The following is a 26124-nucleotide window of genomic DNA, read 5'->3' as shown; positions in this document are numbered from 1 at the left end:
TCGTGTGTCAAAGAAGCGTCCGTTGTGAGGACCGAATACCTCGCACATCTCTCGCCACGTGGCCGCCTGAGCCTTGCGATCGTCGTGCTGGCGTCGATCGCCGCCACGATTTGGGCGCTGGTGCATGTTTGGCAGACCGCTCCGTCGCGCCACATCGTCCTGGCGTCCGGCCTGGAGGATGGCCTTCTGCACCAATACGCAAAGCGCTACATCGAAGTTCTGGCACGATCCGGGGTCACGGTCGAAGAGCGGATCACCAATGGTCCGGCAGACAATCTGGCACTGTTGCAGGATCCGAAGTCCGGCGTGGACATCGGCTTCACGCAAGGCGGCCTCTCGCAGGCGTCCGACGCGACGGAGGTGGTCATGGTCGCGAGCCTCTATTATGTGCCGCTGTGGATTTTCTATCGCAAGGCGGAGCCGCTGAACTACGTCAATGAATTGCGCGATCGCAAGGTCGCCGTCGGTGTTCCCGGCAGCGGAGCACGTTCGTTCAGCGAGTCCGTTTTCGCCCTCAACGGTCTCACGCCGGACAATGTCACGATGGAGCCCTTGAGCAATCTTCCGGCGCTGATTGCGCTGCGCTCGGGCGAGGTGGACGCCGTCGTCTTCGTCGACGGGGCGGACAATCCTGCCATCTGGAACGCACTTCGCGATCCGACCCTGAGCTTGCTGAGCTTCACGAGAGCAGAGGCCTATCGGCGACGGCTCAACTTCATCAGCACGCTCAAATTGCCGTCGGGTGTGATCGACCTGGCGGACCATGTCCCGGAACAGGATATCGACCTGATCGGCACCAAGGAGATGCTGGCAACGCGCAAGGATCTCCATCCCGCCATCACACTCCTGTTGGTCGACGCCGCAAGGGAGATCCATGGCCGGCAGGGACTTTTCGAGGAGGCAGGCGAATTTCCAAGCACGGCCCAGGTGGATCTGCCGGTTTCGACCGATGCCGATCAGCACAGACGCTTCGGCCGCACGATCCTCTACCAATACCTGCCGTTCTGGATCGCGGCGTGGGGCGAGCGTGCAATCATCATCTTGTTGCCTCTGGCAGCCATCCTGCTTCCGCTGTTCCACTATTTGCCTCAATTGGTCCGCTGGCATGTCCGCTCGCGCATCTACCGATGGTACGGCGAGCTGGCTCTGCTCGAGCGCGACGTTGCCGCGCGCACAGGCGATTTGCCGAGAGACAAGTGGGAGGCGGACCTCGCCCGCATCGAAGAGGCCGTCGCCAGAATACGCACGCCGGCCGGATTCGCGAGCGAGGCCTATACGCTCCGTGAGCATATCCGCCTGGTCCGTCGCGCCATCATCGCGCGGGGCCATTCGTCGCCCGCCGTGCAGCCGGAGGTTATCAGGGCATCATAGCCTGGGTGGGGCAGAGCCTGTGTTTTGGTCGCGGGGCAATCGCATATGGATTTTACGAGGATTGTCTGCGGCTTGCTCCCGCCTCTCCCACTTGCGAGGCTTTCGCGTCAAGCGCCCAAAGACATGGCGGCCGAACTGAGGCTGCTGCTTTCGGCCTCTTGCCGCCCGGCTCAACCCGGCGCCGGCTGCGCGGCGGCAACGATGCCCATTGCCGTGCCGGGATTCATGGCATCGATCATCGTCGTGGGAATGAGGATCGTGGCGCCACGCTCCTTGGTCGTCTCATAGATGATGTTCATGGCGCGCAGCTGAAGTGCCGCCGGACTACGCGCGTAGATGTCGGCGGCCTCCACGAATTTCTGGGCTATCTCCTGTTCGGCCTGGCCGAGCAGCACGCGCGCCAATCTCTCGCGCTCGGCCTGCGCCTGCCGGCTCATCGCGTCCTGCAATCCAGGTGGCACGCCGATGTCCTTGATCTCGACCGAGATCACGGCGACGCCCCAATCAGCGGTCTTGCGCCCGATATCATCGCGCAGCAACTGATCGCCCTGCTTGCGCTCGGCCAGCAGCGTCGACAAAAGCGACGATCCCACCATTTCGCGCAATGAGGTTTGTGCGACCTGGGTGATGGCTTGACGGTAGTTCGCAATCTCGAGCGCGGCCCGCTCGGGATCATGGATCTGCCAGAACACGATCGCGTCGATATTCACGGGCACCGTGTCCTTGCTCAGCGCTTTCTCGGCATTGATTTCCGTGGTCTGAATGCGCTGATCGAGCCATGAGGCCACCTCGTCGATGAACGGTACGATCACGAACAGGCCGGGGCCGCGAATTGCCGACAGCTTGCCGAGGCGAAGCACGACCGCGCGCTCCCACTGGCCTGCAACCAGGACGGCCTGGGGAATCAGGAATGCGACGATCGCGAGGCCAACTGCGACGGCATAGAGACCGCGAGAACCGCCGTCGTAGGCGAGCGAGGCGACGAGTGCCGCAGCTGCGAGAGCCACCGCTGCAAGGAGCAGAGAGAATCGACTTCCGCCGCTTACGTTAAAATAGTTGTGCATGACGACTATTCCTTCTGTCTTGCGAGGACCTTTATCCGATCGGCCAGGGCAACGGGATCGATGCCCGCGGCGGCGGCCGTAGCGAGCGTCTGTTTTGCCAGACCGTCAATCTGCCTGGCTTGTTCACGTACGCTGGTTGCGGGCGGAGGCGCCGCGACAAAGCTACCCCGGCCCCGAACCAGGGTGATGGCGCCCATTCGTTCCAACTCGTCGTAGGCGTGCCGGACCGTATTGAGGTCGATCTTCAAGGCAACTGCGACTTCGCGCATCGTCGGCATCTGGTCGCCGCTAGCCAGGACGCCCGCGCCGAGATTGCGCAGGATCTGGTCCCGAAGCTGGATGTAGATCGGAACACCCGAATTATCGAGACGAAGCGATTCTAGTAGTGTATGCATTGACTAGTACAGTACATATCAGTTACTATCTCGTCAACGCCTGTTTCATCCGCGCGAAGCCCGGACTTTTTCGCGCTGCTGCCGTGCCGAATTCCGAAACGACGAACCACTTCGTCAAGGAGGCGCTGCAATGACCACGACCTTCAGCACAACCGCCTTTTCCCCGACGACCCGAACGAGCCGGCTCATCAGCCTCTTCGGAAGATATCGTGACGACTTTCTGCAGTGGCGCAGGCGCGGGAGGCTGCGCAGGGATCTGTGCGCCCTGGATGACCGGGAGCTTCGGGACATCGCCATCGCGCGCGGCGAGATCGACTACGTCGTCTCGGGCCGCTTTGCCGATCTGCGGGAGGGCACCATGAACTTCAAAGTCAAGATCCTGACGACCGGCCTCGTTCTCTGTCTGTTGAATTTGGCGCCGGCCGTCGGCGCCGACGTCAAGCAGGCCAGCGTCAACGGAAAGCAATTCGCCTATGTCGAGGCCGGGCAGGGCGATCCCGTTGTTCTGGTGCACGGTGGGCTTCAGGATTACCGCTTCTGGAATTCGCATCTTGCGGTGTTCGCCAAAACCCATCGGGTCATCGCCTATAGCCGGCAGAACCATTTTCCGAATGCGACGAGCAAGGACGGTCTGCCCGACGGCGCCGCAGACCTGCATGGCGAGGACCTTGCCGCCTTGCTGGCCGCGCTTGGCATTACGAGCGCGCACATTGTCGCCCACTCCTCCGGCGCGCATGCTGCGCTGTTCTTCGCCGCCAACCATCCCGAGGCGGTGCGAACGCTCGTCATCAACGAGCCTCCTGCCGCGGCGTTGCTCGCCGGAGTTCCAGGCGGGGATGATGTTCTGAAGCAATGGGGTGCGAGGTTTGCTCCTGCGCGGCAAGCCTTCGAAAAGGACGATCTCAATGCAGGGCTGCGGTTGTTTGCCGAAGCCATCGGCGGACCCGGCACCTACGATCGGCGGTCCGAGAGCGAGCGCAAGATGATGGCGGACAACGCGTTGTCGGCCGTTGCGGATGCAATAACGACCCGCCCGCGCCCGGTGTTTACCTGCGACATGGCGAAGCGCATCTCGGCACCGACGCTCGTGACCAACGGCGATCGCAGTCCGGAATTCTTCCATCGCATCGTCGACGAATTGGTGCGATGCCTGCCTCGGCGAACTCGGGTGGAGATTGCCGGCTCATCCCACACGGTGCCGGGTGAAGCCCCTCAAGCCTACGACGAGGCCGTGCTTTCCTTCATCGCCAGCCACTAGAAGGAGCCAAGAGGGACATCAGGCCGCTACTGGGCGACGAAAAAGAAGTCTTCTTTTCCCGGTAGCGAGCAGTAGGTGTAGGGCTGACGCGCTCGAGGCCCGTCAAGCTGGAGCCGGAACCGCCGGACGCTTCACCAGCGCAAAGGCCGCGGCGGCCAGCAGGCACAGAAGTCCGGCGAAAAGAAAGGCCGGCACATAAGTCCCGAGCGCGTCTCTGCTGACGCCCGCGGCAAATGCCATCAGGCCGACGCCGAGCTGGTGAGCGGCAAAGATCCAACCGAACACCACCGGCCCCATTTCCCGTCCAAACGTACCGACCGTCAATCTGACCGTCGGCGGAACCGTCGCGATGAAGTCCAGCCCGTAGAGCATCGCAAACGCGCTCATCGTCACGAGCGTCGCGTTGGATTCCACGAGCCAGATCAGAGAGAGCCCGCGGAAACCGTAGTAGATCGCGAGCAGCCAGCGGTTGTCGAAGCGATCGGACAGCCATCCCGATCCCACCGTGCCGATCAGATCGAACACGCCGATCATGGCGAGCAGGCCTGCCGATGTCACGGCCGGCAAGCCGAGATCGCCGCAGAAGGGCACGAAGTGGGTCGATGTCAGCCCGTAGCTGGACACGCCACAGATCAGGAACGTCAGAGCCAACACCCAGAACACTGGGCGGGTCGACGCGAGGCGCAGGCCGTGAAAGCTGAGCGCCACAAAATTCCGTCGCGGCACCGCGGGGATCGGCGCCATTGCCGTCTCGCCAAGTGACGCCAGTCCCAATTCCTGGGGACGGTCCTTCCCGAGCAACAGAAAAAGCATGAGTGCGAGAAGAAGACCAAGTCCTGATGGAACGAGCGCGAGGCGCCAGCCCCAATGCTCGGTGATCCATGCGCCCATCGGCACGAAGATCAATGTGCCGGTCGCGACCGATCCGTTCAGGAGACCGACGACCAATCCACGATGGGTCGTGAACCAGCGCACCGAAATGATCGTGGCGAGCTGCAGGGCGGTGAGCCCCGGCGCGATGCCGAGAATGAGCCCGAGTCCCAGCCACATTTCGAACCGGTTGGTCATGAAGACCGTGAGCAGCAATCCCGCCAGGGTCATCGTGCCGGCGACCGCCAGCATCACCCGCGGGCCGTATCGCAGCATCATGCCGCCGGCGAACGGTGCCACCAATCCGAATAGCGCAAAGCGAAGTCCTTGCGACGCAGACAACTCGCTCATGCTGACGTGGAGGTCAGCCGCGATGTCTCGCATCAGGACACTGGGTACACCGAGCGCCGAGCTCGCAAACAGCCCATAGAGAAATCCCAGCGCAGCCATCACCCAGCCGTAGTGGATGTTTCGAGCCGCAGCCTGTCGTGCGATGAACTCAGCAAGCAAGGCCAAACCCCTTCGATGATGATGCAGTCTCTGGAAACGCCGAAGGCCTGGCCTGGGCTGGTCCCGCTCAAGGTGAAACCAAGGGTAGAGCAGAGTGACCCCGAGTCCAACAAAAAAGCCGCCGAAACCGGCGGCCTTTCAGGCTTGCGTTTCGTCGGGCGGACATGCCAGGCGACTGGCGCGGCTCCGGCCCGATCAAGGAGCGGCCCGCACGCGTCACTATTGCCTGTTTCGGTTCTTGCTGGCCCCTCTGAGCGGCGGCGTCGAGGCCAGCGCAGTTGCGGTATCGGTCATCTGGATGCAGGTGAGCAAATCGACATAGCTTTGGGTTCCGCCTGCCATGGCCTCGCCTTCGCAGGCGTCGCGGACAGTAGGCTTGGCCGTCGACCATACCGTGCCGAGTTGTTGCTGCGCTGTCGTTTCATCGCGCATGCAATCGGCAAAGCTTTGCGCCAACGCCAGTCCCATCGACTTGTCCGTTTCGGACGTCGCCTGGCAAAGCGCCTCGACCTTCAGCTCGGGAACGCGATCAGAAGCCGGTATGACCATTGAACCCGCAAGCAGTGCAAGTGAAAGCAGGGCGCCGTTCATCTGTGTCTCCTTGCTAGAATTGCCCCGGTTGCGCGGGCGGTGGGGACCAATCGGACCTGAGATTGTTTGGATTGGCACGATCAAACAGATCCTGTCCCAAAACGAAGCCGCGCGCGGCTGCAGAGGCAGGAGACGGCGAACCCAACACCTGAGCCCTTGCACCGGTTGGGCGAACGTAATGGTCCGCTGCATGGGCCGGCGGAGCGAGCCAAATTTGAAAGGTAGCAAGCACGGCAAGAAAGCGAACGCTCGTCATGGCTGTACTCGACGATCAAACAGGGATCGGATCGTTTGACAGTGCCCGCGCGCTGCCCGGACGCTGCAACCAGTATGTCCTGTCCAGGGAGCCACGGCTCCTCGGGATCGACGTTGATTCAGATCAACCGACAGAGCGCGCCCGGCGATGAAGCGCCTGTCACTTCGTGATGATGTGCTTTGTCGGCGTCACCGCCGGGGGCGGTGCTGCAGGCGAGATGACAAAGGTCACCCAGGCGTTCCAGCCCTCGGGCCGGTTTTCCGCGGCGAACTCCTTGTAAGCTTTCAGGTTCAGATAGCCTTGCATGTCGCCGACCGGGAAAATGAAGCCGACCTGCGGGCCGGCGGCCGCGACCTGCGAGCGGAAGCAGCCGATGCGATCGCCGGAGCCGCTGTCGCAGCCGAGTTGCTTGTAGACATAACCGACGAGACCGACCTGGACCTGCTTGGTCAGGAATTGCGAAGCGCCCCAGTCGAAATGCATGTCGACGCCGCTCTGATACTGCGTGTCGGTGTTCTTGAAATTATAGGTGAAGCCGAGCACGCCGGACAATTCGTGCCCCGTCTGCGGATTGAAATAAGTATAGCCGCCGCCGGCGTCGATCGTCCCATGCCCAAGCCCGATATTGGCGAGGCGGGTCGACTGGTAAGCCCCGACCGGAATATCGCCCGTGATGTAGGTCATGTAGTTGTTGACACCGGCGTTCCATCGCAGCGCGAATTGTGGGATCAGGTCGCCGAAACCCGTCACGGAGTCGCTGATGGAATCGGCGCGCGAGAAGGGAATCGAGGCGCCGCCCGGCAGTGCCAGTGTGCCCGTGACCAATCCATTGAGCGAGGTGGTATTCGCCCCGTAGATGCCGATCAAGCTGGTAGAGGCCTGACCGCCCAGCACCGGCGTCGCAAAAACGTAAGTCGCATTCAACAATCCAAGGTCGACATTTGCATTGACGTTTGCGTTCAGCGTCGCGGTCAGATTTGCGGGGATGCGGCCGATCTGAATTTCTCGCGCGCGGGCTACGTCGGCGCCGGCGGATACCGAGGTGTGATAGTAGATCGCGGCGGCCGTCCAGCCCGGCTGCTGAGGCGTGCCAGCGAGGCTGCCGAATGTGCCGGGAATCCAGAAGCTGATACCGCTTTCATCGGCCAAGGACTTGGTCGGTACTGCTGCGACGGCCGCAATTGCAATGGCCGCAAACGCCTTCATCATCCGCATGATGACTTCTCCCGAACCATAAGCTTCGCTCAGTGGGAGCGCCTAGTACGATACTGACGATATGACGAAGGCGTCGACGCTGGCCATAGCGACCTAGGGCAGCAGGACATTTTGGCAATCAGATGTAGCAAACAAAGCACAATGCAGCGCTATCTTACCTCCGAAGGGAAAGGATGATCGGGTTCTCTCGGCAAAGCACTCCATCCGATCACGTCGCGTAGAAAAGTCGCTGCGAACTTAAGCCACCATCTGACGCGTTGATTTATATCAACCCCTTTTCGATGCCGCGAGCAGATCATGACCCTTCATTTGAAGGGAGGAATTGCAATGAGCGCTGCCCGATCCTTCGTCTCTGCATTTGTGTTGACACTTGCCTTTTCGGCGCCGTCATTCGCACAGCAGACGCAACAAACCGCACCGCCACCCGGTTCGCCGGCAGCGACAATCACCATTCCCGGCAATCAGCTTCCGCCGCCACCGGAGAAATTCGGCGGGAAAATCGAGCGCGATGCTCGGGATTCGAAACCGTATTGGCCGGCTCGCGTGGTGCCTCCGAAAGGAGCGCCGAATGTTCTCCTGATCATCACTGACGACGCGGGCTACGGTGTGCCCAGCACGTTCGGCGGCGTGATCCCGACGCCTGCGCTCGACCGAATTGCGCAAAATGGACTGCGCTATACCAATTTTCATTCCACCGCGCTGTGTTCGCCGACGCGAGCTGCGCTGATCACGGGACGCAATCATCACTCGGTCGGCTATGGCGTGATCGCCGAGCAGGCGACCGGCTATCCCGGCTATGACAGCATTATCACCAAGGACAAGGCCACGATCGGCCGGATCCTGACCGACAATGGATATCACACCGCCTGGTTCGGCAAGAATCATAACACGCCCGAATATCAGGCGAGCCAGGCCGGCCCGTTCGACCAGTGGCCGACCGGCATGGGCTTCGAATATTTCTACGGCTTCATGGGCGGCGACACCAACCAGTGGCAGCCGGGCAACCTCGTCCGCAATACGACGCCGATCCATCCCTATGTCGGCAAGCCCGGCTGGAATCTGATGACGGCGATGGCCGATGAAGCGATCGACTACGTCAACCGCATGAATGCGCTGTCGCCCGACACGCCGTTCTTCATCAAGTTCGCGCCCGGTGCAACGCATGCCCCACATCATCCGACACCGGAGTGGGTGAAGAAGATCAGCGACATGCACCTGTTCGACCAGGGCTGGAACAAGCTGCGTGACACGATCTTCGAGAACCAGAAGCGGCTCGGCGTCATTCCGCAGAATGCGAAAATGACCCCATGGCCGAAAGACCTGATCAAGGAGTGGGACCAGCTCTCGGGCGACGAGAAAAAGCTCTTCATCCGCCAGGCCGACGTGTTCGCGGCCTATGTGGCGTATGCCGACAGCGAGATCGGTCGCGTGATCCAGTCGATCGATGATCTTGGCAAGCTCGACAACACCCTGGTCATCTACATCGAGGGCGACAACGGCACGAGCGCGGAGGGCCAGCCGACCGGTACGCCCAATGAAGTGGCGATGTTCAACCAGGTCACCCCGTCAGTCGAGGATCAGCTCAAATATTTTTACGACGTGTGGGGTACTGACAAGACCTATAACCACATGTCGATCGGCTGGGCCTGGGCATTCGACACGCCGTTCTCTTGGACCAAGCAGATCGTCTCGCATTTCGGCGGCACGCGCCAGGGCATGGCAGTCTCGTGGCCGGCGGTCATCAAGGACAAGGGCGGCATCCGCAACCAGTTCCACCACGTCATCGACGTGGTGCCGACCATTCTCGAGGCCGCGCAGATCAGGGCGCCGGTCATCGTCGACGGCATCAAGCAGAGCCCGATCGAGGGTGTCAGCATGATGTACACGTTCGATGCCAAGAACGCGAATGCGCCAACGACGCACACAACGCAATATTTCGAAATGTTTGCCGATCGCGCAATCTACAATGACGGCTGGATCGCGAGCACGAAAGTCCTGAGGCCGCCCTGGGTGACGGTCGCGAAGCTGCCGAAGCCCGAGGACTACCCTTGGGAGCTCTATGATCTGCGCAACGACTGGACGCAGACCGAGGACGTCGCCGCCAAATATCCGGACAAGCTGAAGGAGTTGCAGGCGCTGTTCTGGAAGGAGGCGGAAAAATATCAGGTGCTGCCGCTCGATTCGACGGTGGCGTCGCGTATGATTACTCCGCGTCCCAGCCTGAGTGCGGGCCGCACGAACTTTGCCTGGACCCGGCCGATGACTGGAACGCCCAACGGCGACGCGCCGAGCCTGCTCAACGCCTCCTATATCTTCAAGGTCGACGTCGATATTCCAGATGGCGGCGCCGAGGGCATGCTCGTGACGCAGGGAGGACGTTTCGGGGGCTATGGCTTCTATGTCCTCAAGAACAAGCCCGTCTTCACATGGAACCTCGTCGACCTGAAGCGCGTGCGTTGGGAGGGGCCTGACCTGACCCCTGGCAAGCACCTGATCGAGTTTGACTTCAAGTATGATGGTCTTGGTGCGGCCACGATGATGTTCGGCAATTATACCGGCATCGGCCAGGGCGGCACCGGCACGCTGAAGGTCGACGGCAAGGCGGTGGCCACGGAGAAGATGGAGCACACGCTGCCGTTCATCCTGCAATGGGATGAAGCGTTCGACATCGGCTCCGACACCGGCACGCCGGTGGACGACAACGACTATCAGACACCGTTTGCCTTCACCGGCAAGATCAACAAGCTCACGCTCGACATAGACCGGCCGAAGCTAAGCCCGGACGACGTCAAGCGCCTGCAGGAGGCGGCTCGGGCGGCCGGCGACGGTCCGTCCGCCGACGCCGGAAAGACGGCTTCGGCCGAACCACAAGTCGGAACCGTCGGTCTGAGTCTCGTCGACAAGATCCAGTTGCGGATCGACAAACGCGAGGGCTGCCGCAAGCAGGCGGAGGCGAAGGATCTCGGTGTCGTGGACCGGATCAAGTTCATTCAGGAGTGCGTCCAGCAATAATCCCGGGTTAGACCGGCGGGTAGCCAATCGGCTTCCCTCCGGCTCGATTTGCATGATGTCAGGATCGGAGAGGTTCATGAAGCCTAGTCGTTCGATCTATCCTTCGGCCGTCGTGCTGGCTGCTGCTGCCATGGTCATCGGCGGAGTTCGGGCGCGAGCAGCCGAAGAGACGGTGCAGAGCATACTCGCCGCGCAAATCCGCTCGCAGGGCTTTTCGTGCGACAAGGCGGTCGGCGCAGCGAGGGACGCCACGCGCTCGAGGCCCGATCATGCGGTTTGGGTGCTCAGATGCAGCAATGCGAGCTTTCGGGTGAGCCGCGCCCCCGACATGGCCGCCAAGGTCGAGCCGCTTCGATGATGGGTCGCGTGGCCTGGCACCGAACGGCGCGACATGCATAGCGTGGCCGATCTGATCCCCGCCACCCCGTCGATCGACCAGCTTGGCCGCATCATCGCTAATGTCGCCGCGCCGGCCTTTCTGCTCGGCGCAGTCGCCGCGTTCATTTCCGTATTGATCTCCAGGATCAACCGAGTGATCGACCGTTCGCAGTTCATTCACAGTATCCCGGCAAACGACTCCACAAGAGCCTTCCTGAAGGCCGATCTGCCCCGGCTTCGACGGAGGGCGAGACTTCTGAACAGATCATTGTTCTGTTCCGTGATCGCGGCCATCCTGACGGCTCTCATCATCATCTTCGCATTCATCGGCGCGCTCCTGCATTTCACCCACGAGTACGGCGTGGCCATCCTGTTCATGGCGGCGATGCTGATGTTCAGCGTATCCCTCGTCGATCTCGCGCGCGAGGCAAGGATCGCGCTTCACGACAATGACCTTCACGTATAAGCCCGATGGCAGTTGAACGACTGGAGCGGTGAGCTGACGTGGCAAGGGGCTCGCGAAAGAACCGCAAGCGCGACAAGGTCCGCGAGGCGCGAATGCCCGAACCGGATCATTCTGCACCGCAGCCACCGACCGTCCCGCATAGCCCGATGAAGCGGCGGATCGCCGGCGCGAGCGCGCTTGCTGTCGCAATCGCCGCCGGGCTTCTCTGGTTCGAAATGTCGAAGGTCCGGGTCCGGCCGTCCGCGCCCGCCGAACTGGCCTTCGTTGGAAGCGAGTCCTGTGCGGGCTGCCACCAAGCGGAGGCACGACTCTGGCTGAGCTCGCAACATCGCCACGCCATGGATCACGCCACCGCGCAATCCGTACGTGGCGACTTCAACGGCGCAACCTTCGACTATGCCGGCACGCGTTCGCGCTTCTTCCGCAAGGACGATAAGTTCATGGTCGAAACTGACGGGCCGGACGGAAAGCTTGCCACCTTCGAGGTCAAATACGCCTTCGGCATCGATCCGCTGCAGCAATACCTGATCGAATTTCCCGACGGCCGCATCCAGGCTCTCTCCATCGCCTGGGATACGCGACCGAAGGAGCAGGGCGGCCAGCGCTGGTTTCATCTCTATCCCGACAGCGCCATCACCCATGACGACCCCCTGCACTGGACGAAGCTGAACCAGAATTGGAATTTCATGTGCGCCGAGTGTCACTCGACCGGCGTACGCAAGGGCTACGATGCCGGCAAGGACACGTTTGCCACCACCTTCTCCGAGATCAGCGTCGGCTGCGAGGCGTGTCATGGTGCCGGCTCGCGTCACGTCGCCTGGGCGCGCGGCAAGCCGGCGTCGCGCGGCGTCGATGACGGCCTGCTTGTCTCCTTTGACGAGCGCACGGGCATCACCTGGTCGGCCTTGGCTGGAACAATGACGCCGACGCGCAGTGCGCAGCCAGGGGCGCTTCGCAAGGAGGTCGAGACTTGCGGGCGCTGTCATGCTCGTCGCGCTCAGCTTTCGGAAGACTGGATGCCGGGACGGCCGCTCTCGGAAACCCACCAGGTTGCGCTGCTCGATCGCCGGTATTTTCATGCCGACGGCCAGATGCGCGATGACGAGGAGACCTACAATTACGCGCCCTTCAAGCAGAGCAGGATGTTCGCCAAAGGCGTGACCTGCAGCGACTGCCACGACCCGCACAGCGCGACTCTGAAGGCCCCTGGGGACGGCGTCTGCGCGCAGTGCCACGCACCCGAGAAGTACCAATCGACTGCGCATCGCCATCACGCCGACGTCTCGCCACCGCCCGGCTGTCCGGCCTGCCATATGCCGGAGCGGCGCTACATGGTCGTCGATCGCCGTCACGACCACGGCTTCCGCATTCCGAGGCCCGATCTCTCCGTGCAGACCGGCACGCCGAATGCATGCAACGAGTGTCACCGCGACAAGTCTGCGATGTGGGCGGCCCGGCAAGTCGAAACCTGGTTCGGCACGGAGCGGCGCGGTTACCAGACCTGGGCGTCGGCGTTTCATGCCGTCTGGAGCGAGGCTGCCGATGCCCAAGCGCGGCTCGCCGCAATCGCCGGATCGGGCGACGTTCCCGGCATCGTCCGCGCCAGCGCACTCGCTGAGCTTCCGGTACCGGATTTGGACCTGATCCGGCACGCGTTGTCCGATCCCGATCCGCTTGTGAGACGTGGCGCACTCGACGGGCTGGAAGGGGTATCGTCCGAACAACTCTGGTCGCTCGCCTCCTCGCGGCTCAGCGATCCCGTGCGCGGCGTGCGCATTCGCGCAGCCGATCTTCTTGCGGCCACGCCGCCAGCACGGCAACCCGCAGCCGATCGCGATAGCTTCACGCGGGCCGCGGCCGAGTTCGTGGCTGCCCAGAGGCTGAACGCGGACAGGCCTGACGCCCGTACCGCACTCGGGGGCTTCTTTGCCCGCCAAGCCAATGCCGGTGAGGCGGAGATCGAATATCGTGCTGCACTTCGGCTGGATCCTTCGTTCACAGCCGCCGCCGTCAACCTGTCTGACCTCTATCGGCAGCTTGGACGCGAAAGCGATTGTGAGCAGGTCTTGCGTGAGGCTCTCGCCACGTCGGCGCAGGATGCATCTCTTCACCATGCACTCGGTCTGGCGCTCGTACGCCAGAAGCGCAACGAGGCTGCGCTCGATGAGCTGCGTCAGGCCGCGTCTTTGGCGCCGGGGCAGACGCACTACGCCTACGTCTATGCCGTCGGGCTCAGCGCGAATGGCCGGCGCGACGACGCGCTTGCGGTGCTGAAGGAAAGTTTACATGCGCATCCCAACAGTCTGGAGTTGTTGTCCGCCGCGCTGAACTTCAGCCGCGAGAAGGGAGATGTTGTAGCCGCGCTCGCTTATGCCGAGCGGCTATCGAAGCTCATGCCGGACGACTCGCGTCTGGCCGATTTCATCAAGGAGTTGAAGCGATAGCAGAGATTGGTCCTGGGTATCCACGCCTGCGGGAATGGCGAGCCGATTGCAGGCGTCACTGCTGATGGACGGCGCGATGATGACATACTACTCCTGTTTTGCCCGACGCCGCAAGAAAAAATTCGATAAATACGAAATTGCCTCCTCGGCCGACGAGGCCGGCTACTGTGCATGGGGTTGTTTTCGACTTTCGGCTTATGCTGGGCGTCGCACGGTCTTGCCGAAGCAAAAAGGGCCGCCCCGATGGGCGGCCCTTCCGTCTTGATCGATTTGCTTGCGCTTACTCGGCGGCCTGCTTCTGCGGCGGATCGAGCGCGCCCGACTTGTGGATCTCGGCGACCTGATGATCCGAGAAGCCGAGCACGGCGCGCAGGATCTCGTCGGTGTGCTCGCCGAGCAGCGGCGAGCGGGTGACGTCGCTCGGGCTGTCCGACAGCTTGATCGGGTTGCCGACCGAGATGTACTTGCCGCGGGTGGGGTGGTCGACTTCGACCACGGTGCCGGTCGCGCGCAGCGACTGGTCCTCAGCGATCTCCTTCATCGACAGGATCGGGCCGCAGGGGATGTCGTCCTTGTTGAGGATCTCCATCGCCTCGAACTTGGTCTTCGTCATCGTCCACTGCTCGATGCGGGCGAAGATCTCGTTCAGGCGCGGCAGGCGGGCTGCGGGCTTGGCGTAGTTCGGATCGGTCTTCCACGAGGGCTCACCGATCACGTCGCAGATCTTCTCCCAGACCGGGGCCTGGGTGATGAAGTAGATGTAGGCGTTGGGATCGGTCTCCCAGCCCTTGCATTTCAGGATGCGGCCGGGCTGGCCACCGCCGGAATCGTTGCCGGCGCGCGGCACGGCATCGCCGAACGGAATGCCTTCGCCGAACTGGCTGTATTCCTTCAGGGGTCCGTGGGCGAGGCGCTGCTGGTCGCGCAGCTTGACGCGGGCGAGGTTGAGCACGCCGTCCTGCATCGCGGCCGTGACGCGCTGGCCCTTGCCCGAATGCGTGCGCTGGTACAGCGCGGTGACGATGCCGAGCGCCAGATGCAGGCCGGTGCCGCTGTCGCCGATCTGCGCGCCGGTGACGAGGGGAAGGCCGTCGCGGAAGCCGGTGGTGGAGGCGGCGCCGCCGGTGCACTGCGCGACGTTCTCATAGACCTTGCAGTCTTCGTAGGGGCCGGGGCCGAAGCCCTTGATCGACGCGACGATCATCTTCGGGTTGATGGCCTGGATCTTCTCCCAGGGGAAGCCCATGCGGTCGAGCACGCCGGGGCCGAAATTCTCGACCAGCACGTCGCACTTCTTGATCAGCTCGGTGAGGACTTCCTTGCCCTTCGGGTTCTTGGTGTCGAGCGTGATCGAACGCTTGTTGTGGTTGAGCATGGTGAAATACAGGCTGTCCACGTTCGGGATGTCCTGCAGCTGGCCGCGGGTGATGTCACCCACGCCCGGGCGCTCCACCTTGATCACGTCGGCGCCGAACCAGGCCAGCAACTGCGTGCAGGTCGGTCCTGACTGAACGTGGGTGAAATCGAGAATGCGAACGCCCTCGAGCGCTTTGGTCATCGTCTATGCTCCGTACTCTGTCTGCCCCTGCACCCGCAGGGAATAAGGTTGAGGGGTGGACTTACTTCTTCTTCTGCAGAACGCTCTGCGGATTGAGGTTGCCGATGCGGCCGCTCTCCGAGCCCGCCGCCGGATCGATCACCGCGTTGATCACCGTCGGCTTGCGCGACGCCATCGCCTCGTTCACGGCGCGCTTGAGCTCGTCGGGCGAGGTGGCGTTCACGCCGACGCCGCCGAAGGCTTCCATCATCTTGTCGTAGCGCGCGCCCTTGACGAACACCGTGGTCGCGGGATCGGAGTTCGCGCCGTTGACGTCGGTGCCGCGATAGATGCCGTCATTGTTGAAGATGACGACGCAGATCGGCAGATTGTAGCGGCAGATGGTCTCGACCTCCATGCCGGAGAAGCCGAACGCCGAGTCGCCTTCCACCGCGAGCACGGGGTGACCGGTCTCGAGCGCAGCCGCGATCGCCTGGCCCATGCCGATGCCCATCACGCCCCAGGTGCCGACGTCGAGACGCTTGCGCGGGCGGTACATGTCGATGACGCCGCGAGCGAGGTCGAGCGTGTTGGCGCCTTCGTTGACGAGGATCGCCTCGGGGTGATCCTTGATCACGTTCTTCAGCACGCCGAGCGCGCCGTGATAGTCCATCGGCGACTTGTTGTTCATGAGCTTCGGCGCCATTTTCGCGACGTTCTCTTCGCGCTTGGCCGAGACAGCCTTGGTCCATTCGGCCGGCGCGGTCCAGCCCGCACCGATCGCCTGGTTGAAGGCGGAGACGACAGAGCCGATGTCGCCGACGACGGGCGCGACGATCTCGACGTTGGAGTCCATTTCCTTCGGCTCGATGTCGACCTGGATGAACTTCTTCGGCTGATCGCCCCAGCTCTTGCCCTTGCCGTGCGAGAGCAGCCAGTTCAGCCGCGCGCCGATCAGCATGACGACGTCGGAATCCTTCAGCACGGTCGAGCGGGCGGCACCGGCGCATTGCGGATGCGTGTCGGGGAGCAGACCCTTGGCCATGCTCATGGGGAGGAACGGCACGCCGCTCTTCTCGACGAAGCTCTTGATCTCCTCGTCGGCCTGCGCGTAGGCCGCGCCCTTGCCGAGGATGATGAGCGGACGTTTTGCGCTCTTCAAAACATCAAGCGCGCGCTTGACCGAAGCGGGCGAGGGGATCTGTGCGGGCGCCGCGTCGATCACCTTGACCAGCGACTTCTGGCCGGCCTCGGCGTTCATCACCTGTCCGAACAGTTTTGCCGGCAGGTCGAGATAGACGCCGCCCGGACGGCCCGAGACCGCGGCGCGGATGGCGCGGGCAAAGCCGATACCGATGTCCTGGGCATGCAGCACGCGATAGGCCGCCTTGCACAGCGGCTTGGCGATCGCGAGCTGGTCCATCTCTTCATAGTCGCCCTGCTGCAGGTCGACGATCTCGCGCTCGGAGGAGCCCGAGACCAGGATCATCGGGTAGCAGTTGGTGGTGGCATGGGCGAGCGCGGTGAGACCGTTGAGGAAGCCGGGCGCGGAGACCGTGAGACAGACGCCGGGCTTCTTGGTGAGATAGCCGGCGATGCCCGCGGCGTAGCCGGCGTTCTGCTCGTGTCGGAAGGAGATCACGCGAATGCCGGCGGCCTGCGCCATGCGGCCCAAATCCGTGATCGGGATGCCCGGCACATTATAGATGGTGTTGATGCCGTTCAGCTTGAGCGCGTCGATGACGAGATGAAAGCCATCCGTCAGTTCCTGCTCGGTGCCCGGTGCTTCGGACTTGGTCGCGGTGTTCAGCATGGGCCTTGTCTCCCTGGTCTCAAGTAGTGGGGCGAATTTTTCGCCCTTCTGGTGAAGGTTGTCAGGTGAAGAGTTACGTAAACAGTTCCTGGCCGTGCGCTTCGACGTAAGCGGCGAGGCCGAGGGTGTGGTCGCGAGCGCGCTTCTCGGCGAGCTCGGTGTCGCGCGCCTCGAGCGCTTCGATCATGCCGAGATGCTCGGGCAGCGACGTCGCGGTGCGGTCCTTGCGCCCGATCGTCAGCTGCCGATAGCCGCGCACGTGCAGCAAAAGGTCGTTGGTGAGGTCGACCAGGACGGGGGATTCCGACAGCGAGATCAGCGCCTGGTGGAAGGCGATGTTGGCCTTGGAATATTCCTCGACGTGATCCTCGGGCAGGCGGTCCTTGCCAAAATCCTTGAAATAGTCGCGCAGCGCCGTGATGTCCTTCTTGCGCGCGGTGGTGGTGATGAGGCGCGCCGCCATGCTCTCAAGCGCCGCCCAGGCGCGGATCATGTCGACGATCTCGCTCTTGGTCCGGCGCACCACCATAATGCCGCGGCGCGGCACGGTCTTCACGAAACCGTCCTGCTCGAGCATCGCGATCGCTTCGCGGATCGGCGTGCGGCTGACACCCAGCCGTTCCGAAAGCGCACGCTCGTCCAGCATGACAGGCTCCGGCGTCGAGTAGATGTCCATCTTGAGGATGGCTTCCTTCAAGGCGTCATACGCCTTGTTCTTGAAGCTGCTCTCCGGGGCAATACGAACGATTGCGATGTCTGCCTCGGCCATATTCGGCAACGCCTTGGTTGGTTTCCGCAGTGACACGACGATTCTCCTCTGATGGGAGTCGTCTTTTACAGGAATATTTACCGGAAAGTTTTTGGCATACCAAATGCCAGAATGTCAAGCTGCCTATTTTTTGCGGCGTTATCGAGCCTGCTCCGACTTGACAAGTTGGCTTCTGGCATACCAAATGCCATCGCTAGCCATTTTTGATCCAAGCTGGCGGAGTAATCAAGGCCTTTCGCCGCTCCGTTCCGCTAGGTGGAACAGAGCGCGATGATGGCAAGTATCACGGGCAGCCGCATCACGCGCGCTTTGCAAAGCAAGAACTGAAGGTCAAGGGAGAAGCTCATGTCCAATTCCAAAGACGTCGTCCGCAAGGTCCTTGACCAGGTCAAGGCCGACAAACGCACCAGCCTGACCGCCCCCGAAGGCAAGGTGGTCTGCGACGCCTACGGCATTCCGGTGCCGAAAGAGGGCGTGGCGAAGTCGGCCGGCGAGGCCGGCAAGATGGCGTCGTCGATGGGATTCCCGGTGGTGATGAAAATCGTCTCGCCGGACATTCTCCATAAGACCGAGGCGGGCGGTGTCATAGTCGGCGTCAAGACGGCCGAAGACGCCGAGAAGGCCTATGAGACCATTCTTGGCAATGCCAGGAAGTACAAGGCCGATGCCAAGATCGAGGGCATCCAGGTGCAGCAGATGCTGGCCGGCGGCACAGAGGTCATCGTCGGCTCGATCACCGACGGCTCGTTCGGCAAGCTGGTCGCCTTCGGTCTCGGCGGCGTGCTGGTCGAGGTCTTGAAGGACATCACCTTCCGCCTCGCGCCCGCGACCAAGGAAGACGCACTGTCGATGCTCGATGGCATCCAGGCGCACGAGATTCTCAAGGGGGTTCGCGGCGGCGAGCCAGTGAACCGTGCAGCACTTGCCGACGTCATCGTCAAGGTCTCGCAGCTCGTCACCGACTTCCCTGAGATCGTCGAGCTCGACCTCAACCCTGTGTTCGCCACCGCCAAGGACGCCGTTGCCGCCGACGTTCGCATCGTCGTCGACTTCGCCTACAAGCCCAAGCCGAAGCCGCGTCCGACCGAAGAGATCGTTGCGGCCATGAGCCGCATCATGCAGCCGAAGGCAGTCGCTGTGGTCGGCGCTTCCGCCGAGGATGGCAAGATCGGCAACTCCGTGATGAAGAACCTCATCAACGGCGGCTACAAGGGCGAGATCTATCCGATCCATCCGAAGGCGGCCGAGATCCTCGGCTATAAGGCCTACAAGAGCGTGAAGGATGTGCCCGGCGTGATCGACACGGCCGTGTTCGCGATCCCCGCGAAGTTCGTGGCCGCCGCGCTCACCGAATGCGGTGAGAAGAAGATTCCGGGCGCGGTGCTGATCCCGTCCGGCTTCGCTGAGGCCGGCGCGCCGGAGCTGCAAGCGGAGATCGTCGAGGTCGGCAAGAAGTACGACATCCGCCTGATGGGGCCGAACATCTACGGCTTCTATTATACGCCGGCGAACCTCTGTGCGACCTTCTGCACGGCCTATGACGTCAAGGGCCACGCGGCGCTGTCCTCCCAGTCGGGCGGCATCGGCATGGCGATCATCGGCTTTTCGCGCTCGGCCAAGATGGGCGTCTCCGCGATCGTCGGCCTCGGCAACAAGTCCGACATCGACGAGGACGATCTGCTCGCTTTCTTCGAGCAGGATCCGAACACCAACCTGATCGCGCAGCACTGCGAGGACCTCAAGGATGGCCGCGCCTTCGCGGAAGCCGCCAAACGGGTCTCCAAGAAGAAGCCGGTCGTCGTGCTCAAGGCCGGCCGCACCTCGGCCGGCGCCAAGGCCGCCTCGTCGCACACCGGCGCGCTCGCCGGCAACGACAAGATCTATGAGGACGTGCTGGCGCAGTCCGGCGTGATCCGCGCCCGCAGCCTGCGGCAGCTGCTCGAATTCGCCCGCGGCGTGCCGGTACTGCCGACGCCGAAGGGCGAGAACGTGCTGATCATCACCGGTGCCGGCGGCTCGGGCGTGCTGCTGTCGGACTCCTGCGTCGACAACGGCCTGTCGCTGATGTCGATGCCGCCGGATCTCGATGCGGCCTTCCGCAAGTTCATCCCGCCGTTCGGCGCGGCCGGAAATCCTGTGGATATCACCGGCGGCGAGCCGCCGATCACCTACGTCAATACGGTGAAGCTCGGCCTGTCGGATGAGCGCATCCATTCGCTGATCCTCGGCTACTGGCACACCATCGTCACGCCGCCGATGGTGTTCGCCCGCAACATGGTCGAGGTGAAGAAGGAGATGGAGGCCAAGGGCTTCGTGAAGCCGATCGTGGCTTCGCTGGCCGGCGACGTCGAGGTCGAGGAAGCCGCCGAATATCTCTACCAGAACGGCATCCCGGCCTATGCTTACTCGACCGAACTTCCGGTCGAGGTGCTCGGCGCCAAGTACAAGTGGGCGCGCGGCGCGGGCCTGCTCTGAACGTAGTCTCTCCAGTGATCCCGGGGCGCCGCGAAGCGTCGAACCCGGGATTTCGAGATCCCGGGGACGCGCTCTTGCGCGTCCCGGAATGACGCCAGCCACAGCGGCAGGTCGCGATGGGCAAGAACGTGATCCGGCGCAAATCGCTCGACGCACGATCGGCAGCAGACGCCGATCGTGACGGCGGCGTGCAGTCCGTCGACCGTGCACTGTCGATCCTGGAAACATTGGCCGAAGACGACGAAGGCTATCGCCTCAGCGACCTCGCCGTTCGCACCGGCCTGTCGGCTTCCACCGTGCACCGCCTGCTGGCGACGCTGGAAAGCCGCCGCTTCGTTCAGTTCGACCGCGCCGAATCCAAATGGCATGTCGGTGTGCGCAGCTTCACCGTGGGTGCTAGCTTCGCGCGGAGGCGCAATTTCACCGCGCAGGCGATTCCGTACCTCCGCAAGCTGCGCGATCTGACCCGCGAGACCGCCAACCTTGCCGTGGTCGACGACGAGTTCATCATCGTGCTGACCCGCATGGAAAGCCGCGAGATCATGCGCTCGCTGACCAAGGTCGGCGGTCGCGTTCCCATGGTCACGTCGGGCGTCGGCAAGGCGGTGCTTGCGACCTATTCCGACGAGGACGTTGGCGCCGTCATCCGCCATCACGGCATGCCCCGCCTCACCGAAAAATCCATTGTGCGGCCGAGCGACCTGTTCAAGGAGCTCGCGACGATCCGCAAGCAAGGTTTTGCGGTGGACGACGAAGAGGCCGAGATGGGCCTGCGCTGCGTCGCCGCCGTGGTCTACAACGCGCTGGTAGAGCCGCTCGCCGCGATCTCCGTCTCGGGCCTGACCAGCCGCATCACCGACCAGCGATTGCCTGAGGTTGGCCGGATGGTGCGGGAGGTGGCCGCGGAACTGACGGCCGCGCTCGGGGGGATGACCCCGGCGGTGAAACCGGCCTGAGCCGGGTTTGCGGTCGGTCGTGACCCGCTGAAGGAAATCAGGTCTGGCGGCAAGAGCCCCAACATCGGTATATCCATCCCCCGTTGTCGCGTCCTTATGGGGAATGTCATGCCTTCCGAGCTCCGTTCGCCCCGTCTCGCTGTTCTGATTGACGCCGACAATGCATCCGCAAAGATCGCCGATGGACTGTTCGAGGAGATTGCCAAGATCGGCGAGGCCAGCGTTCGCCGCATCTATGGCGACTTCTCCAGTGCGCGATCCAGGGGGTGGGCTGACATCCTATCGAAGCACGCCATCATCCCACAGCAGCAGTTCGCCTATACGACGGGAAAGAACGCCTCCGACATAACCTTGGTCATCGACGCAATGGACCTGCTTCACAGCGGCCGGTTCGATGGCTTCTGCCTGGTGTCGTCCGACAGCGACTTCACCCGTCTGGCCGCCCGCATCCGGGAGCAGGGCGTCGATGTCTTCGGGTTCGGCGAACACAAGACACCGGAAAGCTTCAGGCAGGCCTGCCGAAGATTTGTCTACACAGAGAACCTGCTCGCGGTCCCGGCGAACACCCAGGATGTCGCGTCAAGATCGACATCGCTTCAGCCGCCGGATGCCGCGACGCCCATCATCAAGAAGGTCATCACCCAGATGGAAAGCGAAGACGGCTGGGTGACGCTCGGGGAAGTCGGCCGGCAGCTCGCCAATCTGGCTTCCGATTTCGATCCGAGGACCTTTGGCTTCCGCAAGCTGAGTGATCTCGTGCGAAAGACGAATTCGTTCGAAATTGACGAGTTAAAGGGCCGGTCGATGCGGATTCGGGTCAAGCCGACCGCCACGCCACCGCCGAGAAGGCGGAACTCGCGCCGACCTGCAAGGTCGGTGACGGCAGGCGGTTCACCGCCCAAGGCGTAAGCAGGGCGTGCCGTTATATTTGAGCTTGCCCAGTTTGGCGCGGGGCGTAACCATCGTCCGACCGTAACGCCCTGCGAGAGTCCCGATGACCAAACTGACCCGTTTTGCCGTCGCCCCGCTGCATACGATGACACGCCGTCTCGCCGATGTCGCCTCCGCGCGGCTCGCGCCCGACCTTGTCATCTCAGGCGCGCGGATGCTCTCGACCTATTCCGAGCGGATCCATCCGGGACGCGAGATCTGGATCGCAGGCGGTCGCATCGCCGCTGTGAAACCGGGCGGAACGGCGAAGAAGATGTGGAGCGACGTGCCGCTGTATGACGTCGGCGGCGGGATCATCGCGCCAGGGCTGGTCGATCCGCATATTCACATCGAATCTTCGATGGTGACGGCCTGCGCCTACGCCGAGGCCGCGCTGCTCAACGGGACCACCACGATCTTCTGCGATAGCCACGAGATCGGCAACGTCATGGACGTCGCAGGCGTCGAGGCGATGCTGGAGGATGCGCGCCAGGCGCCGCTGTCGATCTTTTTGACCGTGCCGAGCACGGTGCCGGCAACCTCGGCCGAGCTGGAAACCGCCGGCGGGGACCTCACGCCCGATAAGATTGCCGGTCTGTTCGATCGCTGGCCTGAAGCAGTCGCGCTCGGCGAGAAGATGGATTTCGTGCCTGTCACCATGGGCGACGAGCGCAGCCATGCAATCCTCGCGGCGGCCCTCAAGCGTGGACGGCCGGTGTCGGGCCATGTTTACGGCCGCGAATTCGTCGCGGCCTACGCGGCTTCAGGCGTCACCGATACGCACGAAGCGATCGACCGTGACATCGCCGACGATCTGCTCGATGCCGGCGTCTGGGTGTTCTTGCGCGGGGGACCGCCGACCACACCGTGGCATTCGCTGCCGCAGGCGATCCGGACGATCACTGAGTTGGGGGCTTCGCACAAGCGCACCGCCGTCTGCACCGACGACCGCGATGCCGACGATCTTCTGCTGTTCGGCCTCGACTGGGTGGTGCGCGAGGCGGCGAAGGCGGGGATGTCGCCGGAGCAGGCCTGGTCGATGGGTTCGCTGCACGGCGCCACCCGCTTCGGCATGGAGGGAGACATCGGAGGGCTCGGCGGCGGCCGCCGCGCCGATCTGGTGCTGATGGACGATAATCTCAAGCCGCAATCGACCTGGTACGGCGGCGAACTGGTGGTGGAGAACCGCAAGATCACGCCGCTTCTCGATCAGGCGTTGTCTGAGCGCTACCAATATCCGAAGGCGGCCTACGCGACCGTGAAGCTGCCCGAGAAGCTCAAGCTGACGCCGGAGCTGCCGGCAAAGGCGTGCACCGTCAACGCCATCAAGACGGCGTTGCCCGGCATTACGCTGATCCACGAGAAGGTCGCGATCGAGCCGGCCAAGGACTGGCCGTCGTTGCTCGCGCGCTACGGCCTGTGCTTCGTCACGGTGGTCGAGCGCCACGGCAAATCGGCCGGCAACGTCGCTTACGGCCTGCTGAAGGATTTCGGCCTGAAGCGCGGCGCGGTCGCCTCCAGCGTCGGCCATGACAGCCACAACCTCATCGTCGCCGGAACCAATGAGGCCGATATGCAGGCGGCGATATCGGCGATCAAGGAAAAGCAGGGCGGCGTCTGCGTCGTCGCCGACGGCCAGGTGAGGGCGCTTGTACCGCTTCCGATCGCGGGGCTCTTGTCCGACAAGCGCGTCACTGAGGTGGCCGAAGAGGTCAAGGTCTTGAAGAAGGAGTGGACTGATGCCGGCTGCACCATCCCTTACATGGGCTTCAATTTGATTCCGCTATCGGTCATTCCGGAAATTCGCATCACCGACAAGGGCCTCGTGCTGGTGCCGCAGATGGAGCTGGCGCCGCTTTTCGAGTAAGCAGCTTTCACGCATTGCTCGATCTAACCGATTGAGACCGCCGCGTTTTTCCAGCGGTTGCCGCATCGTGGAAAATAAAATCGATCTCGTTGAGATCGCATCCCGCGCGCCCGATGATCTCGCTCGCTGACGCAACTTGAGCGAGGTCCGATATGGCGAAGATGCGAGCCGTCGATGCAGCCGTGCGAATCCTGGAGAAGGAGGGCATCTCAACCGCCTTCGGTGTTCCCGGAGCCGCAATCAATCCGCTTTACTCGGCGCTGAAGAAGCGGGGCTCGATCCGTCACATCCTGGCGCGGCACGTCGAGGGTGCCTCGCACATGGCCGAGGGCTATACGCGGGCCAAGGCCGGCAATATCGGCGTCTGCATCGGCACCTCGGGGCCGGCCGGCACCGACATGATCACCGGTCTCTATTCGGCGATCGCCGATTCCATTCCGATCCTCTGCATCACCGGGCAGGCGCCACGCGCGCGGCTCTACAAGGAAGACTTTCAGGCCGTCGACATCGAATCGATTGCAAAGCCCGTGACCAAATGGGCGGTGACCGTGCGCGAGCCGGCGCTGGTGCCGCGCGTGTTTAGCCAGGCCTTTCATGTGATGCGATCGGGCCGGCCCGGGCCGGTGCTGATTGACATGCCGATCGACGTGCAACTCGCCGAGATCGAATTCGACGACGAGACCTATGAGCCGCTGCCGGTCTACAAGCCCACCGCTACGCGCAAGCAGGTCGAGAAGGCGCTGGAGATGCTCAATGCCGCCGAGCGGCCGCTGATCGTGGCGGGCGGTGGCGTCATCAATGCCGACGCCTCGGACCTGCTGGTCGAGTTCGCCGAGATCGCGAATGTCCCTGTTGTCCCGACGCTGATGGGGTGGGGCGCAATCCCCGACGATCACGTGCTGATGGCGGGCATGGTCGGGCTCCAGACCAGCCACCGCTATGGCAACGCCACGCTGCTGGAATCCGATTTCGTGCTCGGCATCGGCAACCGCTGGGCCAACCGTCATACCGGGTCAGTCGAGACTTACACCAAGGGCCGCACCTTCGTGCATGTCGACATCGAGCCGACGCAGATCGGGCGCGTGTTCAACCCCGATCTCGGCATCGTCTCGGACGCGAAAGCCGCGCTCGAGCTCTTCGTCACCGTCGCCAGGGAGTGGCGCCGGTCAGGCAGGCTCCGCGAGCGCCAGGCGTGGCCCGCTTCCTGCCGCGATCGCAAGAAGACCATGCTGCGCAAGAGCCATTTCGACAACGTCCCGATCAAACCGCAACGCGTCTATGAGGAAATGAACAAGGCGTTCGGCCGCGATACGACTTATGTCACCGTGATCGGCCTGTCGCAAATCGCGGGCGCGCAGTTCCTCGGCGTCTACAAGCCGCGCAACTGGATCAATGCCGGGCAGGCGGGGCCGCTCGGCTGGACACTGCCGGCAGCGCTCGGCGTCCGTGCGGCGTGCCCGGATCGCGACATCGTCGCGCTCTCAGGCGACTACGATTTCCAGTTCCTGATCGAGGAGCTTGCGGTCGGGGCGCAGTTCAATCTGCCCTACATCCATGTCGTCGTGAACAATTCCTATCTCGGCCTGATCCGCCAGGCCCAGCGCGGCTTCGAGATGGATTATCATGTTCAGCTCTCCTTCGAGAACATCAACGCGCCCGAGATCGGCGTCTACGGCGTCGACCATGTCGCGGTCGCCGAAGGGCTGGGCTGCAAGGCGATCCGCGTCACCGATCCCAAGGACACGCAAGCTGCATTCGCGACCGCGCGCGAATTGATGAAGCAGCACCGCGTGCCAGTCGTGGTCGAATTCATCCTCGAACGCGTCACCAACATCGCGATGGGCACCGAGATCGACAACATCGTCGAGTTCGAGGAGGTGCTGGATCTGCCGCTCGACGAGGTCGGGTCTGCGCGGCCCGGCGTTTTGCAACCGGCGGAATAGAGGG

19 protein-coding genes and 1 pseudogene are annotated in these 26124 nt (G+C 62.9%); 12 read left to right on the top strand and 8 right to left on the bottom strand.

What is annotated here, in order from left to right; translation table 11 throughout:
• Window positions 1-24 precede the first annotated feature (24 nt).
• Window positions 25-1371: a TAXI family TRAP transporter solute-binding subunit gene (locus XH91_RS23355; protein WP_128952753.1), complete on the top strand. Its 1347-nt coding sequence runs from the start codon at window positions 25-27 to the stop codon at window positions 1369-1371.
• Between the two features lie 170 nt (window positions 1372-1541).
• Here XH91_RS23355 and XH91_RS23350 read toward each other — a convergent pair whose 3' ends face one another.
• On the bottom strand, window positions 1542-2435 hold the full coding sequence (locus tag XH91_RS23350) for a slipin family protein (RefSeq protein WP_128952752.1): 894 nt from the start codon (window positions 2433-2435) through the stop codon (window positions 1542-1544).
• A gap of 5 nt (window positions 2436-2440) precedes the next feature.
• Complete coding sequence (locus XH91_RS23345) at window positions 2441-2830, bottom strand: GntR family transcriptional regulator (protein WP_128952751.1); 390 nt, start codon at window positions 2828-2830, stop codon at window positions 2441-2443.
• Between the two features lie 130 nt (window positions 2831-2960).
• Here XH91_RS23345 and XH91_RS40340 point away from each other — a divergent pair.
• Window positions 2961-3104, top strand: a pseudogene (locus XH91_RS40340) (DUF1127 domain-containing protein); the annotation flags it as partial.
• Window positions 3105-3386: 282 nt separating this feature from the next.
• Window positions 3387-4088, top strand: coding sequence for an alpha/beta fold hydrolase (locus tag XH91_RS39450; protein WP_245477183.1), 702 nt, complete (start codon window positions 3387-3389; stop codon window positions 4086-4088).
• 102 nt (window positions 4089-4190) lie between these two features.
• On the opposite strand, the gene XH91_RS23335 is transcribed toward XH91_RS39450, so the two are convergent.
• The 3 genes from XH91_RS23335 to XH91_RS23325 all read right to left on the bottom strand — a co-directional run bounded on the left by XH91_RS23335 (window position 4191) and on the right by XH91_RS23325 (window position 7524).
• The gene (locus XH91_RS23335; RefSeq protein WP_206733499.1) at window positions 4191-5468 is read right to left on the bottom strand and encodes an MFS transporter; all 1278 of its coding nucleotides are present in this window, start codon (window positions 5466-5468) and stop codon (window positions 4191-4193) included.
• 219 nt (window positions 5469-5687) lie between these two features.
• A complete protein-coding gene (locus XH91_RS23330) occupies window positions 5688-6059 on the bottom strand; it encodes a hypothetical protein (RefSeq protein ID WP_128952749.1) in 372 nt (123 codons plus the stop codon).
• A 415-nt stretch (window positions 6060-6474) separates the two neighbouring features.
• Complete coding sequence (locus XH91_RS23325) at window positions 6475-7524, bottom strand: SphA family protein (RefSeq protein ID WP_164933772.1); 1050 nt, start codon at window positions 7522-7524, stop codon at window positions 6475-6477.
• Window positions 7525-7857: 333 nt separating this feature from the next.
• Here XH91_RS23325 and XH91_RS23320 point away from each other — a divergent pair, with 333 nt between their 5' ends.
• From XH91_RS23320 to XH91_RS23305, 4 genes are all read left to right on the top strand, one after another.
• Window positions 7858-10542 carry an arylsulfatase gene (locus tag XH91_RS23320; RefSeq protein WP_164933762.1) on the top strand — a complete coding sequence of 895 codons (2685 nt, stop codon included), beginning with the start codon at window positions 7858-7860 and terminating at the stop codon, window positions 10540-10542.
• 76 nt (window positions 10543-10618) lie between these two features.
• On the top strand, window positions 10619-10900 hold the full coding sequence (locus XH91_RS23315; RefSeq protein ID WP_128952747.1) for a hypothetical protein: 282 nt from the start codon (window positions 10619-10621) through the stop codon (window positions 10898-10900).
• A gap of 42 nt (window positions 10901-10942) precedes the next feature.
• Window positions 10943-11386, top strand: a complete 444-nt coding sequence (locus tag XH91_RS23310; protein WP_245477182.1) for a DUF2721 domain-containing protein — start codon at window positions 10943-10945, stop codon at window positions 11384-11386.
• A 92-nt stretch (window positions 11387-11478) separates the two neighbouring features.
• Complete coding sequence (locus tag XH91_RS23305) at window positions 11479-13830, top strand: cytochrome c3 family protein (RefSeq protein WP_128952745.1); 2352 nt, start codon at window positions 11479-11481, stop codon at window positions 13828-13830.
• 280 nt (window positions 13831-14110) lie between these two features.
• Here the strand turns inward: XH91_RS23305 and frc are convergent, their stop codons facing one another.
• The 3 genes from frc to XH91_RS23290 all read right to left on the bottom strand — a co-directional run bounded on the left by frc (window position 14111) and on the right by XH91_RS23290 (window position 17949).
• Window positions 14111-15388 (bottom strand): formyl-CoA transferase, encoded by a 1278-nt coding sequence (gene frc, locus XH91_RS23300; RefSeq protein WP_128952744.1) that lies wholly within the window; start codon window positions 15386-15388, stop codon window positions 14111-14113.
• 61 nt (window positions 15389-15449) lie between these two features.
• Complete coding sequence (gene oxc, locus XH91_RS23295) at window positions 15450-17180, bottom strand: oxalyl-CoA decarboxylase (RefSeq protein WP_128952743.1); 1731 nt, start codon at window positions 17178-17180, stop codon at window positions 15450-15452.
• Window positions 17181-17253: 73 nt separating this feature from the next.
• Window positions 17254-17949: a GntR family transcriptional regulator gene (locus tag XH91_RS23290; protein ID WP_164933761.1), complete on the bottom strand. Its 696-nt coding sequence runs from the start codon at window positions 17947-17949 to the stop codon at window positions 17254-17256.
• Window positions 17950-18294: 345 nt separating this feature from the next.
• On the opposite strand from XH91_RS23290, the gene XH91_RS23285 reads away from it, so the two are divergent.
• From XH91_RS23285 to gcl, 5 genes are all read left to right on the top strand, one after another.
• On the top strand, window positions 18295-20424 hold the full coding sequence (locus XH91_RS23285) for an acetate--CoA ligase family protein (RefSeq protein WP_128952741.1): 2130 nt from the start codon (window positions 18295-18297) through the stop codon (window positions 20422-20424).
• A gap of 116 nt (window positions 20425-20540) precedes the next feature.
• Entirely contained in the window at window positions 20541-21380 is an 840-nt protein-coding gene (locus XH91_RS23280) for an IclR family transcriptional regulator (protein ID WP_128952740.1), read from the top strand.
• A 108-nt stretch (window positions 21381-21488) separates the two neighbouring features.
• Window positions 21489-22289 (top strand): NYN domain-containing protein, encoded by an 801-nt coding sequence (locus XH91_RS23275; protein ID WP_128952739.1) that lies wholly within the window; start codon window positions 21489-21491, stop codon window positions 22287-22289.
• Window positions 22290-22374: 85 nt separating this feature from the next.
• Window positions 22375-24177 (top strand): adenine deaminase C-terminal domain-containing protein, encoded by a 1803-nt coding sequence (locus tag XH91_RS23270; RefSeq protein WP_128952738.1) that lies wholly within the window; start codon window positions 22375-22377, stop codon window positions 24175-24177.
• A 152-nt stretch (window positions 24178-24329) separates the two neighbouring features.
• Window positions 24330-26120 carry a glyoxylate carboligase gene (gene gcl / locus XH91_RS23265; protein WP_128952737.1) on the top strand — a complete coding sequence of 597 codons (1791 nt, stop codon included), beginning with the start codon at window positions 24330-24332 and terminating at the stop codon, window positions 26118-26120.
• Window positions 26121-26124: the final 4 nt, after the last annotated feature.

It is taken from the genome of Bradyrhizobium guangzhouense, assembly GCF_004114955.1.
GTDB lineage: Bacteria > Pseudomonadota > Alphaproteobacteria > Rhizobiales > Xanthobacteraceae > Bradyrhizobium > Bradyrhizobium guangzhouense.
The sequence above is the reverse complement of the archived record's forward strand: the minus strand, read 5'-3'. Positions and strand labels throughout refer to the sequence as shown.